The organism is Allosphingosinicella indica (genome assembly GCF_900177405.1).
In the GTDB taxonomy this organism is placed as follows: Bacteria; Pseudomonadota; Alphaproteobacteria; order Sphingomonadales; family Sphingomonadaceae; genus Allosphingosinicella; species Allosphingosinicella indica.
In genome coordinates this window covers 350,367-365,924 of the sequence record NZ_LT840185.1, presented here as the reverse complement: position 1 = coordinate 365,924, position 15,558 = coordinate 350,367, and the positions used below count along the sequence as shown (strand labels likewise).

At 63.5% G+C, this 15,558-nt stretch carries 18 protein-coding genes; 7 read left to right on the top strand and 11 right to left on the bottom strand.

The features are described from left to right. Window positions 1-114 precede the first annotated feature (114 nt). On the bottom strand, window positions 115-645 hold the full coding sequence (locus B9N75_RS01840; protein WP_342039335.1) for a PRC-barrel domain-containing protein: 531 nt from the start codon (window positions 643-645) through the stop codon (window positions 115-117). A 24-nt stretch (window positions 646-669) separates the two neighbouring features. After that, entirely contained in the window at window positions 670-1,374 is a 705-nt protein-coding gene (locus B9N75_RS01835) for an SWFGD domain-containing protein (RefSeq protein WP_085217257.1), read from the bottom strand. Between the two features lie 226 nt (window positions 1,375-1,600). Between B9N75_RS01835 and B9N75_RS01830 the strand changes: the two genes are divergently transcribed. Next, the gene (locus B9N75_RS01830; RefSeq protein WP_085217256.1) at window positions 1,601-2,224 is read left to right on the top strand and encodes a YceI family protein; all 624 of its coding nucleotides are present in this window, start codon (window positions 1,601-1,603) and stop codon (window positions 2,222-2,224) included. Here B9N75_RS01830 and B9N75_RS01825 read toward each other — a convergent pair. From B9N75_RS01825 to B9N75_RS01805, 5 genes are all read right to left on the bottom strand, one after another. Continuing rightward, window positions 2,221-2,865 (bottom strand): OmpA family protein, encoded by a 645-nt coding sequence (locus B9N75_RS01825; RefSeq protein ID WP_085217255.1) that lies wholly within the window; start codon window positions 2,863-2,865, stop codon window positions 2,221-2,223. The genes B9N75_RS01830 and B9N75_RS01825 overlap by 4 nt on opposite strands. After that, on the bottom strand, window positions 2,862-3,437 hold the full coding sequence (locus B9N75_RS01820; RefSeq protein ID WP_085217254.1) for a hypothetical protein: 576 nt from the start codon (window positions 3,435-3,437) through the stop codon (window positions 2,862-2,864). Before B9N75_RS01820 ends, B9N75_RS01825 begins: the two co-directional genes overlap by 4 nt. A gap of 78 nt (window positions 3,438-3,515) precedes the next feature. Continuing rightward, window positions 3,516-4,628: a serine hydrolase domain-containing protein gene (locus B9N75_RS01815; protein WP_085217253.1), complete on the bottom strand. Its 1,113-nt coding sequence runs from the start codon at window positions 4,626-4,628 to the stop codon at window positions 3,516-3,518. A 123-nt stretch (window positions 4,629-4,751) separates the two neighbouring features. Continuing rightward, window positions 4,752-5,198, bottom strand: a complete 447-nt coding sequence (locus B9N75_RS01810) for a PQQ-binding-like beta-propeller repeat protein (protein WP_157123647.1) — start codon at window positions 5,196-5,198, stop codon at window positions 4,752-4,754. Window positions 5,199-5,363: 165 nt separating this feature from the next. Continuing rightward, the gene (locus tag B9N75_RS01805; protein ID WP_157123646.1) at window positions 5,364-6,320 is read right to left on the bottom strand and encodes a PQQ-binding-like beta-propeller repeat protein; all 957 of its coding nucleotides are present in this window, start codon (window positions 6,318-6,320) and stop codon (window positions 5,364-5,366) included. A gap of 230 nt (window positions 6,321-6,550) precedes the next feature. On the opposite strand from B9N75_RS01805, the gene uvrA reads away from it, so the two are divergent. Further along, window positions 6,551-9,601, top strand: coding sequence for an excinuclease ABC subunit UvrA (gene uvrA, locus B9N75_RS01800; protein ID WP_085217250.1), 3,051 nt, complete (start codon window positions 6,551-6,553; stop codon window positions 9,599-9,601). A 306-nt stretch (window positions 9,602-9,907) separates the two neighbouring features. Here the strand turns inward: uvrA and B9N75_RS13860 are convergent, their stop codons facing one another. The 4 genes from B9N75_RS13860 to B9N75_RS01785 all read right to left on the bottom strand — a co-directional run bounded on the left by B9N75_RS13860 (window position 9,908) and on the right by B9N75_RS01785 (window position 12,935). Next, window positions 9,908-10,381 (bottom strand): hypothetical protein, encoded by a 474-nt coding sequence (locus B9N75_RS13860; RefSeq protein WP_157123645.1) that lies wholly within the window; start codon window positions 10,379-10,381, stop codon window positions 9,908-9,910. A gap of 26 nt (window positions 10,382-10,407) precedes the next feature. After that, window positions 10,408-11,763: an AAA family ATPase gene (locus B9N75_RS01795; protein WP_085217249.1), complete on the bottom strand. Its 1,356-nt coding sequence runs from the start codon at window positions 11,761-11,763 to the stop codon at window positions 10,408-10,410. A gap of 325 nt (window positions 11,764-12,088) precedes the next feature. Beyond that, window positions 12,089-12,463 (bottom strand): HNH endonuclease, encoded by a 375-nt coding sequence (locus B9N75_RS01790; RefSeq protein WP_085217248.1) that lies wholly within the window; start codon window positions 12,461-12,463, stop codon window positions 12,089-12,091. Window positions 12,464-12,503: 40 nt separating this feature from the next. Then, window positions 12,504-12,935 (bottom strand): hypothetical protein, encoded by a 432-nt coding sequence (locus B9N75_RS01785; RefSeq protein WP_085217247.1) that lies wholly within the window; start codon window positions 12,933-12,935, stop codon window positions 12,504-12,506. Window positions 12,936-13,412: 477 nt separating this feature from the next. Between B9N75_RS01785 and B9N75_RS01780 the strand changes: the two genes are divergently transcribed. The 5 genes from B9N75_RS01780 (at window position 13,413) to B9N75_RS01760 (ending at window position 15,511) form a co-directional block, all read left to right on the top strand. Next, on the top strand, window positions 13,413-13,595 hold the full coding sequence (locus B9N75_RS01780) for a hypothetical protein (RefSeq protein ID WP_085217246.1): 183 nt from the start codon (window positions 13,413-13,415) through the stop codon (window positions 13,593-13,595). A gap of 92 nt (window positions 13,596-13,687) precedes the next feature. After that, window positions 13,688-13,897: a cold-shock protein gene (locus B9N75_RS01775; protein WP_072046666.1), complete on the top strand. Its 210-nt coding sequence runs from the start codon at window positions 13,688-13,690 to the stop codon at window positions 13,895-13,897. 82 nt (window positions 13,898-13,979) lie between these two features. Then, complete coding sequence (locus B9N75_RS01770) at window positions 13,980-14,180, top strand: hypothetical protein (protein ID WP_085217245.1); 201 nt, start codon at window positions 13,980-13,982, stop codon at window positions 14,178-14,180. 69 nt (window positions 14,181-14,249) lie between these two features. Next, a complete protein-coding gene (locus B9N75_RS01765) occupies window positions 14,250-15,038 on the top strand; it encodes an energy transducer TonB (RefSeq protein WP_085217244.1) in 789 nt (262 codons plus the stop codon). 74 nt (window positions 15,039-15,112) lie between these two features. Further along, a complete protein-coding gene (locus tag B9N75_RS01760) occupies window positions 15,113-15,511 on the top strand; it encodes a hypothetical protein (protein WP_085217243.1) in 399 nt (132 codons plus the stop codon). The last annotated feature ends 47 nt before the right edge of the window (window positions 15,512-15,558 follow it).

Here is a 15,558-nt window from a genome sequence, read left to right as displayed (position 1 = left end):
GCCGCGGCCCTTAGCCCGGCGGCAACCCGCCAACCACCCCCGACCTTGCGCCAGGATGAACGCGAAACGGCCGCCCCCGAAAGGACGGCCGTTCCCTCGCGTAGCCGATGAAGCTTAGTAGTTGAGTCCGTACCAGCCGTGGACACGCTCGCCATAGGCCTGGTCGAAGCGCGGCTCGCTGTCGCGGGTGAAGCTCGGCGCATTCTCGAGATCACGCTCGGTGAGGTCGATGACGTAGCCGCCGGCTTCGCGGTCGTAGCTCAGTGTCCGCCACGGCAGCGGATAATAGCGCTCGCCCATGCCGAGGAAGCCGCCATAGGCCATCACCGCATATTCGACCTGGCCGCTGCGCTTATCGACCATGAAATTGTAGACATGCCCGATGCGGCGCCCGTCGCTTCCGTAGATGCGCGTGCCCTCAACCTTGTTGGAAGCGATGAGGCGCGTCGTCTCCTCGATCGGCAGCCCTCGCCGCGTCTCGTCGCTGCCATAGCCGCGGTCGCGGATATAGCCGCGCTCGACATCGTCACGCTCGCGATAGCGCGTGCGGTTGCTCTGGCCGAACATCCCGCGCTCGCGACCGTAGCGGTAATTGCGGTCGCGCGTGCGCAGATCGTCGTCGTCATAACGGTCGTAGATAGCCATCGGAGGTCTCCTTGGATTGGGGATTCAGGATTTGGTGCGGTTGCGGCCGCGCGTTTCGGCGCTGCTCGTCGCGACATCGGGGGTCGGGCTGGTGCCGCCGGTGGCATTGTTGCCCTGGTTCATCTGCCGATTACGGCGCCAGCTATCGAAATCGCTGCCGAACTGCTGGCGCTGCTCTCTCTGATATTCGTCATAGTCCCGATCGAGCTCGGCGATCTGCCGGTCGCGCCAGCTCCGGTAATGGGTGTCGGTCGGTGCGCCGCCCTGCTGCTGGCCGCCATAGCCCTGCTGCTGCTGGCGTTCGGCGCCGCGATAATAGTCGCCGTCGCCCCACGGTTCGCGCTGGCCGCCCCAGTCGCCGCCGGTGCCGCCATAATAGTCGCCGCTGCCGTAATATTGGCCGCGCGAGCGGCCGAGCGGGCGGTTCTGGCCGCGGAAGCTCATCTCCGGCCCGCGGTCGCGGCGCAGCGCGTCGCCTTCGCGGCGGCGTTCGGCCTCGTCATCGCCGAACCAGCTCTTCACCTCATCTGCCGCGCGGGCAAAGCCGCCGCGGTCCTCGTCGCGGCCATAGCCGCCGTCGCCGCCATAGAGGCTGCCGCCGCGCACCAGATCCTCGTCGCTGAAGATCGAGGAGCTGCCCGCGTAATTGCTGCGATAGTCGCGCTGGCCGCGCGCCCGGTCATCCCGCCAATCGCTTCGGATGTCGTCCCGATATCGATAGTCGCCCATGATGCTTGTCTCCTTCGCGTCGGGCGGGGCAGGGGGCGGCCCCGCTCTCAGAAGGAAAACGGGAGCAGCCGCCTGCCGTTCCGCAAGTTACCGCACCGAAACGGGATTTGGGCGCAGCGCGGAAGCGTTGCGGCATCGGCAACGCGCGGGTGCGTGCGGCGCGGCTTGTGCGCGTGCGGGGCCGCGCTCTACGTCTGCAATCCTCGTCACCGATCAGGGGATCGCCATGCGCGCCGTCGTCTTCGCCCTCGCTCTCGCCGCAATGCCCGCCGCCGCCATCGCCTGGCAGCAGGCCGCGCCCGCATCGCCTGCTGCCACCGCGCCGCGCGACGTGCAGGCCGGCGCCTATGTGCTCGACAAAAGCCACGCGAAGATCGTCTGGGGAATCAACCACCTCGGCTTCTCGACATACTATGGCGAGTTCACCGATTTCGACGCTAAGCTGTCGCTCGATCCCGCCAACCCCGCCGCGAGCACGCTGGAAGTGACGGTGAAGACCGCATCGGTCGCCACCCACAATGACAAGCTGGACGCGCACTTGAAGAGCGCCGACTTCTTCGACGCCGCCAAATTCCCGGAGACGCGGTTCGTCTCCACCGCCGTCCGCCCTACCGGCGAGCGCAGCGCAGACGTGACCGGCAACCTCACCCTCCACGGCGTGACCAGGCCGGTGACGCTCGCCGTTACCTACAACGGCGCCGGCAAGTCGCCCGTCAGCGGCCAATATGTCGCCGGTTTCTCGGCAACCGCGACCATCCAGCGCACTGAATTCGGCATCGATCAATACGCTCCGGCGCTCGGCGATGCGGTCGAGCTCAAGATCAGCGGCGAGTTCAACCCGGCCGCTTAGGCGCCTTGGCCTTTCGGAATGACGACCTCGACGCGGCGGTTTTTGGCGCGGGCGGCGGGGTCGTCAGAGCCGTCGGGGCGGGTGTCGGCGGCGATCGGCGCGCTCTCGCCCTTGCCGGAGACCTGGAAGGCGCGCTGGCGGACGCCGACCTGCCCGCCGAACCAGTCCGCCACCGTCCGCGCGCGCGCTTCGGAGAGCTTCTGGTTGTAGGCGTCGTCCCCCTTGCTGTCGGTGTGGCCGATCACCTGGATCGGGCCCGGCGGGCCGGCGCGGATCAGTTCGGCGGCCTTCGCAAGCTCGGTAGCGGCGGCGGGCGTGAGCTCGGCCTTGTCGAAATCGAACAAGGCGTCGGCGGGCAGGTCGATGACCGTGCCCATATCGGTGATGCGGGTGTTGAGCCCGCTGACCGATCCGGTGAGGCTGCTCACCTCGGCGCGCATCCCGCCTGCCGTGGTGGCGACGCTGACTCCGCCGCCCGCGGTCGGCTCGGATACCGCGCCGGTCGCCGAAGGCGCCGGATCGTTCGCAGCCGCCTCGCTCTGGTCCGCGGGCGCGCCGCCCGAGCAGGCGGCGAGCAGCAAGGTCGGGCCGAGCGAGACCGCGCCCAGCAACGTCAGCGGGCGGCGCGCCAGTCGCCTCATCCGCGCGTCACCGGCACGCCGTCGAACGGCGCGACGCCGGGGAGGTTGATCGACACCGTCGGGCTGGTCGGCGGCGGTGCCGGGAACTTGGCCCAGATGACGCCCGGTTTCACCGTGCAATCGGCCATGATCGAATTGCCGGACGGCCGCGAGGCGAGCCAGTTGCCCGCATTGTCCTTGAGGATGCCGATCCGCTGCGCGGTCGCGTCGTCGATCACGCTGATGTCGTCGAGCCGGAACGCTTCGGTGTTGATCTTCTCCATGCTCGAGCAGCGGAGGGTTACGGTCAGCACGTCACCGGTCACCGCAACCTTGATCAGATCAAGCTGGCTGCCGTCCGGCCCCGGCTGGCTCTGGATCACCGCTTGCGCGGGCATCTGCTGGACGGGCGGCAGCATTTCCTCCGGCGATTTCAAGGTCTCGCGCGTGACGCCGCCGGCGGACGCAGTTTCGTCCGCGGCCGTGGCGGCGGAATTGGCGGCGGCCGTCTCGTCGGCGTTGCGGACTTCGCAGGCGACCAGCGGCAGCGCGGCAACGGCAAGCCCGAGCAGGGCGATACGCTTCATCGTCATAAGCGGAAATGCTCCCCAATATAGGTTAGGAGCCATTACGTTCCGCCCCCGGAAAGGGTTCCCGAGACGGGAGGCCGATTACCGCGCCCCCTTCAGCGCCGCCGCCACGCCCTCGCGCAGCCACGCGGTGCGGATGTTACCGCGGTTGGTGAGGACGATCAGCATCGCGTCATCGTCTGGATAGCGTTCGAAGTCGCTGATATAGCCGTTGGTGCCGCCGGTATGGCCGTACATCGTCACCCCATCCGCGACGTTCACAACCACGCCCAGCCCGAACGCCTGGCCACCGGTCTTTCCGTCGGCATCGACCGGCGCCCGGGTCATCTCCGCCAGCATCGCCGGGCCGAGGATGCGGCCCGCCTTCAATGCTGCGTCAAGCGCGACAAAATCGTCGACGCTGGCGTGGACGGCGCCGGCGCCCTGCTGGACGAAGCCCCAGTTTATCGCCTGGTCCAGCTTGCCGGGATCGCCGTTATAGCCCTTCGCCAGCCCCTCCGCGCTGACCGGCACCAGATGGCCGGCCTCGATCAGCGGCGCCTCGATGCTCGCGCTCTTCATGCCCGCGGGCTGGAAGACGAGCGCCTCGACGAGCGCGGGGAAAGGCTGTCCGCCCGCCTTTGCCGCGGCGTCGGCGAGCAGCTCGAACCCGAAATTATTGTAGCGGAAGGCGGTCCCCGGCGCGGACTTGAGCGCGCGCTGCTCCGCCGTTAGCGCCGGCAGCAGCCCGCGCATCGCGGAGGGATGATCGGCGCGGAAATGCCAGATGAAGGGGAGGGTGAGATCGTCGATCCCGGATGTGTGGTTGAGCAGCATGCGGATGGTGACGCCGCGCCATTCGCCCGGCGCGTCGGCGATATAGTCGGTCACCGGCGCATCGAGCCGCATCCGCCCGTCCTCGACCAGCTTCAGCACCGTCAGCGCGGTGATGAACTTGCTCGTCGAATAGATTTTGAATCGCGTCTCGCGGGCGTTGGCGATGCCGTTGATGATGTCCGCCTTGCCGCAAACATGTTCGAACAGGTCGCGCCCGCCCGCGCGGACCAGTACGATCCCGGAAAAAGTATCCGCCGCGCATTCCGCGGTAAGCCGCGCCTTAATCGCCCCGAAATCCGCCCCCCGCACCGGCGCCGCCGCGATCGCGGGCACTGCTGCCGCCGCTAGCAACGCCGCCCAAACCATCCCCTTCAACATGCAAACGGCCTCGCTCTCATTTCGACCACGGATGTAGTCGATCAAACTGAACGGCAGATTGCTGATTGGGCTTGGAAGGACCGCGATCAGAGGCGTCCTCCGCCTCGGATCAAACCCACGAGATCAGGGCGCAAGGCGGTAAGCGACAATCCCGTCGCTGGCCGAGATCGTTAGGACATTGTCCGGCGTAATAGCCAACGCGCCGCCCTTGGGCGCCGACCACACCACAGGATAGGTCGATTGCCGCAGATCCACGGCATAAGTGGCCGTTTCGCTGGCAACGAAGAGGTGGCTACCGGTCACGATCACATTGTTGATCAGCGGACCGCGACCGTTGCCGATGTCAATTGAAGCGCGCACCGATCCATCGGCAGTGTTGATGAGATCGATGATGGCGCTGTCCGCGCGACTGGCGAACACTGTGTCTCCGCGGAGCGCCGGATGCCCGATATAGTTTCTGGACGTCCGCCACAAAGGCTCTGTTTTCGATAGCGAGAAAGCAAGTAGTGGAAGCGGCTGGCCCGGAAAACGATTGTCCGAAAAGGTGAAAATCCGTCCGCTTTCGTCCAAGATAGGAGAGCCACGATAGTGCGCTAGATAACTTATACCGAAATCGGAAAAATAAGGATTACGAATTTTGTGGGTGATTGACCCGGTGCTGCGCGAAAGTGAAAACAAATTTCCGCCACCGAAGAAATAGACGTAATTCTCATCGACTGCAACACTTTCACCACCTTAAACGAATCCTTCCGCTCCTGGCTGGAAAGTATCGCGCTGCCAAATCTGTGTTTTGAATGCTGTATTCGCCGCATACACCACATTGCCAAACTCGCCGGCCTGATAATAAAGATCATCACCGACGAACGTGGGCACGCCGCCCTGTCCACCCTGGCTGGCATATGTGACGACGCCCAGAGATCTGCCCGAGTCCGCCGTGATGAGCTGTATCGGAATGCTATCCGAATAGGAGCTCATCGACAGCGAGGCGACGCGACCATTGCCGTATGCAGGGCCACCGAAATAAACGTTTCGGCCGAGATTGTAGGACCAAATCACAGTCCCATTCTCAGCATTGATCGCGCGAGACAATACGCCGTCTTCCTGCCGCACATTGACAAAAATACTGCCACGCCGCGCCGCAATCTCGCTCGGCTGATTTTGGCCGGTGGCGAAACTCCACGCACTAGTGAAATCGGCGGTATTGTAATTGACCGCGACATAGCCGGTGTGCGCGGCGTCGCGTTGGAAGGTCGCCCAGTCCCTGAGCCGGACGTCCAGGTTTACCGTAAAAGTCTGCGTCGAGCCGGGGTAGACCGTAGAACAATCGGCAGAGGTGCAGAGGCGGAAGGTAACGTTGCCCGTGCTCGTACCGCCGGGCAACATTGACGCCGTCTTGAGCGATACGTTGAAGCTGGTTCCACTGGCGGTGGGCGTGCCATTCAGCGTGTAGCGCTGACCATCCACTCGCACATCGGCGACAATCGGAGAGGTGCTTGTCCCGCTATATGACGCGGTAAAGCCGAAGGTCTGACTTTGACCTTCGTCGACGGTGACGTTGGCCGAAGATGTTGAAAGCGTCACCGGGAGGTTTGCGAGCGCCGGGGTAGGAGCGGGTTGTGGTGCGGATGCGCCGCCGCCTCCGCCGCAGCCATAGACCATAAACACGGCTCCCGCGACCGCAGGAAACTTCAAGATTTTGATATTGCCCCTCGAAATACCCTGCCTTGCTATCAATCACTTATCCATTCGTCCAAAACTATTTGGCGTACTCTTGAACTTTATTTGCACGGCGGTGAAGGATTGGCCTGCGGATTGCGTACGGTTGCGTTTGGACGCACTCACCACCATCTCGCCGCTGCCGCGTCAGGCCTCGACATCCGCATCGCTTGCAACCTCAGAACAAATCTGGAACACCGCCGTCCATGCTGACTCATATTTCCGTGCGCGGCGCGCGCGAGCACAATCTCAAGGGCGTGGACGTCGATATCCCGCGCGATACGCTGACGGTGATCACCGGCCTGTCCGGATCGGGCAAGTCGAGCCTCGCGTTCGACACCATCTATGCCGAGGGGCAGCGCCGCTATGTTGAGAGCTTGAGCGCCTACGCGCGCCAGTTCCTCGAGATGATGCAGAAGCCCGACGTCGATCATATCGAAGGCCTCTCGCCCGCCATCTCGATCGAGCAGAAGACGACCAGCCGCAACCCGCGTTCCACCGTCGCGACCGTCACCGAGATCTATGATTACATGCGCCTGCTGTGGGCGCGCGTCGGCGTGCCCTATTCGCCCGCCACCGGCCTGCCGATCGCCGCGCAGACGGTCAGCCAGATGGTCGATCGCACCATGGCGCTGCCTGAGGGGACGCGGCTGTACCTGCTCGCGCCGGTGGTCCGCGGCCGCAAGGGCGAATATCGCAAGGAACTGGCGGAGTGGCAGAAGGCGGGCTTCACCCGCGTCCGCATCGACGGCCAATTCTACGAGATCGACGAGGCCCCCGCGCTCGACAAGAAGTACAAGCATGACATCGAGGTGGTGGTCGACCGGCTGGTGGTGCGCCACGCCGATGCGGAGGGCGAGGGCGGAATCGCGACGCGGCTCGCGGACAGCCTGGAGACTGCGCTCAAGCTGGCGGATGGGCTGGTCTATCTGGATCCCGCCGATCCATCCCCCTCCCGCGAGCGGGAGGGGTCAGGGGAGGGCCTGTCGTCTGATGGTAAGGCTTCGGACATTCCCTCCCCCAGCCCCTCCCGCAAGCGGGAGGGGAGTGTGCTGCAGGACAACGCCCCCCCGGGGCGCATCACCTTCTCCGAGAAGTTCGCCTGTCCGGTCTCCGGCTTCACCATCGCCGAGATCGAGCCGCGCTTGTTCTCGTTCAACGCGCCGCAGGGGGCGTGCCCGGCGTGCGACGGCTTGGGCGAGAAATTGCTGTTCGATCCCGAGCTCGTCGTCCCCAACGAGAATCTCAGCATCAAGAAGGGCGCGGTGGTACCTTGGGCGAAGTCCAACCCGCCCAGCCCTTATTACATGCAGGTGCTCGCCAGCCTCGCGCGCGAATATGGCTTCGCGCTGGAAACGCCGTGGAACGAGCTCGCGCCCGAGCATCAGAACGTCATCCTCTACGGCACCAAGGGCAAGCCGGTGACCCTCCGCTTCATCGACGGGCGCAAATCCTATGAGGTGAAGAAGCCGTTCGAGGGCGTCATCGGTAACCTCCAGCGCCGTCTGTTGCAGACCGAGAGCGCGTGGATGCGCGAGGAGCTGGGCAAATACCAGTCCTCCGCCCCGTGCGAGACGTGCGGCGGCGCGCGCCTCCGGCCCGAGGCGCTGGCGGTGAAGATCGCCGGCGAGGATATCTCGATGTCCACCCGCCGCAGCGTCGGCCACGCGCTCGCCTGGTTCGAGACGCTGGAGGAGAAGCTCACCCCGCAGCAACGCGAGATCGCCCGCGCGATCCTCAAGGAGATCAACGAGCGCCTGGGCTTCCTCAACAATGTCGGGCTCGATTATCTCAGCCTCAACCGCACCTCGGGCACGCTGTCGGGCGGCGAGAGCCAGCGCATCCGCCTCGCCTCGCAGATCGGCTCCGGTCTCTCGGGCGTGCTCTACGTCCTCGACGAGCCCTCGATCGGCCTCCACCAGCGCGACAACGACCGGCTGCTCGTCACTCTCCGCCGGCTGCGCGATCTCGGCAACACCGTCATCGTCGTCGAGCATGACGAGGACGCGATCAAGGCCGCGGACCATGTCATCGACATGGGGCCGGGCGCGGGCGTCCACGGCGGCCGCGTGGTGGCCGAAGGCAGCCTTGCCGACGTCCTCGCCAACGAGGCGAGCCTCACCGCCGATTACTTGACCGGCCGCCGCGCGGTGGCGCTGCCGGCCAAGCGGCGCAAGGGCAACGGCCGCAAGCTCACCGTCCACGGCGCGCGCGCGAACAACCTCAAGGACGTCACCGCCGCCATCCCGCTCGGCACCTTCACCTGCATCACCGGCGTCTCCGGCTCGGGCAAGTCGAGCTTCACCATCGACACGCTCTATGCGGCGGCGGCGCGGCACCTCAACGGCGCGCGGCTCCAGGCCGGCCGGCACGAGAAGGTCTCCGGCCTCGATCATCTCGACAAGGTGATCGACATCGATCAGTCGCCGATCGGCCGCACCCCGCGCTCCAACCCCGCCACCTACACCGGCGCCTTCACCAACATCCGGGACTGGTTCGCGGGCCTGCCGGAGGCGCAGGCGCGCGGCTACAAGCCGGGCCGCTTCAGCTTCAACGTCAAGGGCGGCCGGTGCGAGGCGTGCCAAGGCGATGGCGTCATCAAGATCGAGATGCACTTCCTGCCCGACGTCTACGTCACCTGCGATGTCTGCCACGGCGCGCGCTACAACCGCGAGACGCTGGAGGTGAAGTTCAAGGGCAAGAGCATCGCCGACGTGCTCGACATGACGGTGGAGGACGCGCACGCCTTCTTCAAGGCGGTGCCGCCGATCCGCGACAAGATGGCGATGCTGGAGGAGGTCGGCCTCGGCTACGTCAAGGTCGGCCAGCAGGCGACGACCTTAAGCGGCGGCGAGGCGCAGCGCGTGAAGCTCGCCAAGGAACTCAGCCGCCGCGCCACCGGCCAGACGCTCTACATCCTGGACGAGCCGACGACGGGCCTCCATTTCGAGGACGTGCGCAAGCTCCTCGAAGTGCTCCACGCGCTGGTGGAGCAGGGCAACACCGTGGTGGTGATCGAGCACAATCTGGAAGTCATCAAGACCGCCGACTGGATCGTGGACCTGGGGCCGGAAGGCGGAGATAAAGGCGGCGAAATCGTCGCGGAAGGCACGCCGGAGCACGTGGCGAAGGAACCCCGTTCATATACCGGCACCTATCTGGCGCCCCTGCTCGCGGGGTCGCGCACAGAAGCGGCGGAGGCCCCTCCTAAGAAGCGGGGTTCCTCCTCGATGCGCCAGCGAGAGGCAGCCGAGTAACCTGCGGCGACAAGTCTGTCCTGAGCAAACTGCCGAGTTGGTCGAGACGCTCAGTCAAAAAGGGCGGCGAGATCGTCGCGGAAGGGACGCCGGAGACGGTGGCGAAGAAGGGGCGGTCATCTACCGGAGCCTATCTAGCACCCCTGCTTGCGGGGTCGCGGACGGAGGTGGTGAAGGCTCCACCCAGGAAAAAGCGCGGTTACTCCTCGATGCGCAGCGAGAGGCAGCCGAATGACCTTCCGCGACAAGCTTTTTTCAGAAATCCACACTATCGAACATAGTTTGGACCAACGGCAACCTTGGTCGTTAACCGCAAAGATCCGGCACGTGTTCACAGCAAACAACATTGACGCCATAGTCCCGCCTAAGGCAGCGAGACACAGTTCCTTTGCATGTCGACTTAATTCTGCTTTTCACCTTAGCGGGAGCAGATTTCTGACGCGGCTCTATAAGGTCAATATCCTCCGTTACCAATGCACGCGATTGTGAGGCAATTGATAGAGTAACCCATTTGTGATCTTTTTTCGGGATTCCTAGTCTTTGAAACTCTCGAAACTTAGACGGGACGTTATCAGCAAACAGCACTATTTTTCGCTCAACTAATTTGTCATTAATCCAGTCACTCAAAGCAAGCGGGAATTTACCTGCTGCGCAGTCGAGCCATTCCTGTTGGCACTTACCTTCTTCATCCAGAGCTATACTTGCCTCTCGAAATATAGCGTCAATTGCATCATGAGCTATTCCGCGCTCGGTTAGTCGCTCGTGCTGAAAATAATTCATCACGTTAGCGTCGACGACAGAAGGCCTCATGCCGTCGGCTCCGGATATTCAAATGCTAGCTGAGTCCTTCGAGACGATGATTTTCGCATTGCTGCGCGCGCAAGTGAAAGGCTTTCCGCCTGCCGTTGGGGAAAAAAGCCATTTGGAAATGGTGGCTCGAACGCTCCATGTTCATCAATACCAATCTCACTGACCCGCTCTTCTCCTTGGTCAGTCACATAAAATATTGCCACGTCTTCGGGTGCAATGTCCCCCAACGCAACATGACGGGCGATCCGCAGAACAAGATTGTCGCTGTGAGTCTCAATAAAGATCTGTCCGCCGCGAGTTGCCAAATTTGAAAAGAAAGACCCGAGAGCGGCCTGCGCATCTGGGTGGAGATGAATCTCGGGTTCTTGAACGACTAGAAGTTTATTAGAAGAACCCGGGTGGCTTTCATCAAACAGATTTAATCCACCAACAAGCACAGGAAGTACCTGGCTACAGCCAAAACCAACATCGCAGATATTATGTTTGCTACCATCATTTGATATCAAGCATATTTCAAAATGACGAGGGGTTAGACTCTGAACAGTCACACCCTCCGCAATGCCAGTGTATCGAAACCAGAAAGATATGTTAGATACGAGATCCTTCCTTATTCCACCCCTCTTCGATGCATCCGCAGCTAGCATTGTCGCCATATTTGAACCAGATATACCGACTTTTCTTGCGCTTTCACCAGAATAGAGATAGGTCCGCTGGGGCTGGTCACGAAACGGCGAGATAGAGTCAAAATTATCGAAATATCTCATTAAGTTGCGACGAGCCGTATACAGCGCAATGTCCGCCTCCCTCAATGTTTTATAAGCAGGCGTATCGCGTTCCTCAAACGATCGGAACTGGGTGGAGGGAACAATGCTGGTTGGCCAAAAATTAATAAACCTGGGTCGCCTCTTCTTATAGGACGGAAATATCTTTTCGACATCTCGGCCTTTGACCGATAAACTGTACGAGTCCTTCCGTGCCGTATATTTCATTACGGACTTAGACCTATCTAGTAACTCAAAGTCCGAAATATCTATCTCTCGACGTTGGGAACGATATTTGTACTCCGTTTTTACAGAAAACCGATCGAACTCCAGATCAATACCAATCTTTCTCCGGGGATTATTGCCATTTACTACGTCAATGTAGGTACCAAGATTTTGAAACTGGCCGTTCAACAGCAACGGAGTGCTCTCGAGTTCTTGTGTCGAGATCGTTTGGGCAATTAGGTTTAAAGCGCTCAGGGCGCTCGACTTGCCAGAATTGTTCTTTCCGATAAAGATGTTCAGTCTTCGAAAACGAAAAGACTGGTCCTTAAAGGCCCGAAAATTCCTGAGCGTTAGCCCCGTCAGCATTTGCCGGCCTTTCTTGGTCGCAAATTTAATAGGATGTAGGTGAGCATGTTTCTCGCGTCATCCGGCGTAGTGTCAAGCGTGTAAATCCTGAGTGAGTTGCTCTATGTTCCCTGACGCTGTGTAACAGTAGATTGCGCCAGTTTTTGATCACCGCCGCTGCCACCGCAGCCCGTCCTTCCGTTGCTTTGCGGTCGGCATTTTCATCGGTTCGCCGGTCGGGGCGTCGCGGCAGAGGGTGAGACGGGGGCGGTTGATGCCTTCGTTGCGCTCGTCGCGGCAGCGGGTGCAATTGTGAGTGCCCGGCAGCTCGGGGAGATCGTCGGGGTCAGGGGTGACGGCGCGAATATCGCCCGCGCCATTTTGCTCGCTTACGACGGCCCTCAAGAACTTGCGCGCGGCGGTCGAGCATCACCAGTGCGAACTCTCCCGGCAGTAGATCGCCCTTGGCGTGATTGCAGAGTTCACATGCTGCCACGCAATTCTCGAAGGCGTCCGCGCCTGCCTTTGCGAGTGGAACTTGATGATCCAGTGTCGCATCACCGGTCGGTGAGATTGAGATGATCTCTTTACAGTAAGCGCACTTATCGTCCTGCATTGCTAGAAGACGAATGAGCCACTGACGACGGTAGCCGTGGGGCCCGGCATTATGCGCTTCCCAAGCCGCAGCGATCTGGGCCTGCTTTATGGCATCCTCATCCATAGGTCTGTCATGGGTGCAGACGATTGTCCGAGTCGTCAACTCACCGCCGCTGCCACCTGAGCCCCTCCTTCCATTGCCTCGCGGTCGGCATTTTCATCGGTTCGCCGGTCGGGGCGTCGCGGCAGAGGGTGAGGCGGGGGCGGTTGATGCCTTCGTTGCGCTCGTCGCGGCAGCGGGTGCATTTGCAGTAACGCGGCAATTCGCGCAGATCGTCGGGCAGATCCTTCAGCGACATGCGCAGCCATAATGCGGCGGAATCGAGGATGCGGACGTGGCCGCATTGCCAGCAGGTGAGCTTTACGTTCCAGCCGCGCCGCGCCGCCTCGAAGATGCTCCTGAGCGCCGGCGGAGCCCGCTCCCGCCGCTCCCCGCCCGCAGCCCCCGCCGCCACCTTCCGCCCCGCATCATCCGACTCGCGCATACGGAACGAATAGCGAACATTGGCACGGCGCGCACGGTGCTTGCCCATCATGGCTACCGTCTTGTCCGCGACAGCGGCAGCAATGGTTCACGCGAAGGCGCGAAGCCGCGAAGGGGAGGGGGCGCAAGCGCTGGCGCAACCTTTCCAAACATCTTCGCGCCTTCGCGCCTTTGCGTGAAATGTTTTAGCCGAAGGCCGCCTGCTCCGCGCCGCTGGAAACTTGCAAAGTAGGATTTGATTTGATTCATCCTGCGGATGGCTTCGCCGCTTCCGCCTCGCCGCAACCGCACCGAATCCGGTTCCCGCGAAACCTCCATGGTCAGTGCGAACATTGGGAACATTCGCGCTCTGCGCATCCTCGCGATTAGGTGAATGGGGCGGGGCGTGCTACACCTTCGCCATCGCCGGCTTCACCCGATGTGAGCCTGCCGGTGACTGAGAGACCCGCAGGGCCGTTTCGGCGGCCCTCGCTCCGATCGGCGCCCCAGCGCCTTCCGTGTGCTCCCGCTTGCAAGAAGGGAGAGGCGCATGGACCTCGACTATCTTATCCGCCGTGAGGCCGAGGAGCGCGAGCGCGCCGAGACCGCCGCCTGCGATCGCTCGCGCGCGGCGCATCTGATGCTCGCGGATCTCTATCGCGGGCGGATCGATCTTGTGGGCCGCAACGTCATCGCCGCGGATTTCTCCGCTGCGTCGTCGATGGCCGCCTGACCCTTTCGCCGGGCGCCGCAATGCGCCCTTCTTCTACTCCAGACACTAAAGCGGCGGCCAATCCGGCCACCGTCACGACAAGGAAACACGATATGCCTACCGGACGCGTCAAGTTCTTCGACAATCAGAAGGGCTTCGGCTTCATCGCCAACGAAGAGGGCGGCGCCGACGCTTTCGTCCACATCAGCGCCGTCGAGCGCGCAGGGATGAGCACGCTCGCCCCCGAGCAGCGCATCAGCTACGAGCTGGAGCAGGACCGCCGCGGCAAGACCAGCGCGGTCAACCTGCAGAGCGTCGACTAAGCCTTCGCTTTCCCCTCCGCTGCGGCGGAGGGGATACCCGCGCCCATCCGCGTTCCCATCCCCCTGGAGGACAGACAAGCCCATGAGCAGCACCGAAGATTTCTACCGCGCTCGCGCCGTCGAGTCGCAGGCGCAGGCCGATGCCGCCGCGCTCGACAATGTCCGTGATCGCTGCCTGCGCTCCGCCGCCGCCTGGGAAGCCATGGCCTCCCGCGCCGCCCGCACCGACAAGCTCCGCGCCGAAACCGAAGCCCGCAAAGCCGCCGCCGCCCTGGTCGACTGACCGGGGCCGATCAGCCAAGGTTCAGCACCGTTCGCCCATAACCCGCTCGCAACAGCGGGAGTTTTTCGCGTGGCGCATGCCTGGAGCCAGGATCGCAGCCGGGTCGGCGGAGCGGCGCTTACGGCGCTGGTCCATGCCGCGCTCGGCGCCGGGCTGCTGTGGGGTTTGGGCGTGCCGGTGAGCCGCGTCGTCGAGCGGCCGCTCGAGGTCTTCGACGTGCTTCCTCCGCCGCCGCTCCGCGAAGAAAAGATCGTCCCGCCGCCGCCCAGGAAAAGCCCCTCGCCAGAGCCGCGCCGCAAGTTCGCGCCGGGCCGCGAGGGCGCCGCCGCGCCGCCCAACCTCAAGAGCCGCGCGACCGAGATCATGGCGCCCGATCCCGTCATCCGCCTCCCCGTGCCGCCGCCGATCACCGCCGCGCCGGTCCCCGACACCGCCTTCGACGCCTCGATGGGCGCCGCGCCCGTGCGCGGGCCGGGGACGGGCGCGGGCGGCGTCGGCAACGGCCGCGGATCGGGTGCGGGCGGCGATGGCGACGGTGGTGGCGGCGGCTGGCGCGACGACAGTCCGCCGCGGCTGATCCGCGAGCTGCGTGCCGGCGACTATCCGCGCGCCGCCGCGGACGCCGGGATCGGCGGCACCGTCGGCGTGCTCTACACGATCACCGCCGACGGCCGCGCGGTGGAATGCGAGGTCACACGATCGAGCGGGGATGGGCAGCTCGACGCCGACACCTGCGCGCTCGTCGAGCGGCGCTATCGCTACGATCCCTCGCGCGATTGGCGCGGTCGGCCGGTGGTTAGCCGGATCGAGCACAGCATCACATGGGAAGTGCGCGAGATCCCGCCCGACCGGCGCTGATCTGACGTCATCCGCAACCTTATCGCCGCCCGTTCATTACGCCTTCGTCACACTCATCGTGAAAGGGCTGTAAAATGCGTACTCTCCTCCTCACCGTCGCGGGCGCGACGATGCTCGCGGGCTGCTCCACCATGGGCGGCGGTTACGGTTATGACGATTACGGCCGCTACGATTACGACCGTCCCGATCCGCGCTACAATGGTTATTATGCCGACCGCTATTATCGGGACGACGCGCGCTACACCGAGCGCCGCCTGTCGCGGAACGACCGCGTCTATCGCGGCCAGGACGGACGCTATTACTGCCGCCGTCCGGACGGCACGACCGGCCTCATCGTCGGCGGCCTTGCGGGCGGTGCGCTCGGCGCTGCGATCGCGCCCGGCGGATCGGGACTGCTCGGCGCGCTGATCGGCGGCGCGGCCGGTGCCGCGGCCGGCGAGGCGATCGACAAGGGCGACGCGCGCTGCCGCTAAACGGATGATCGGGCCGCGCCGGGACTGTGCGGCGCGGCCCGCTTTTC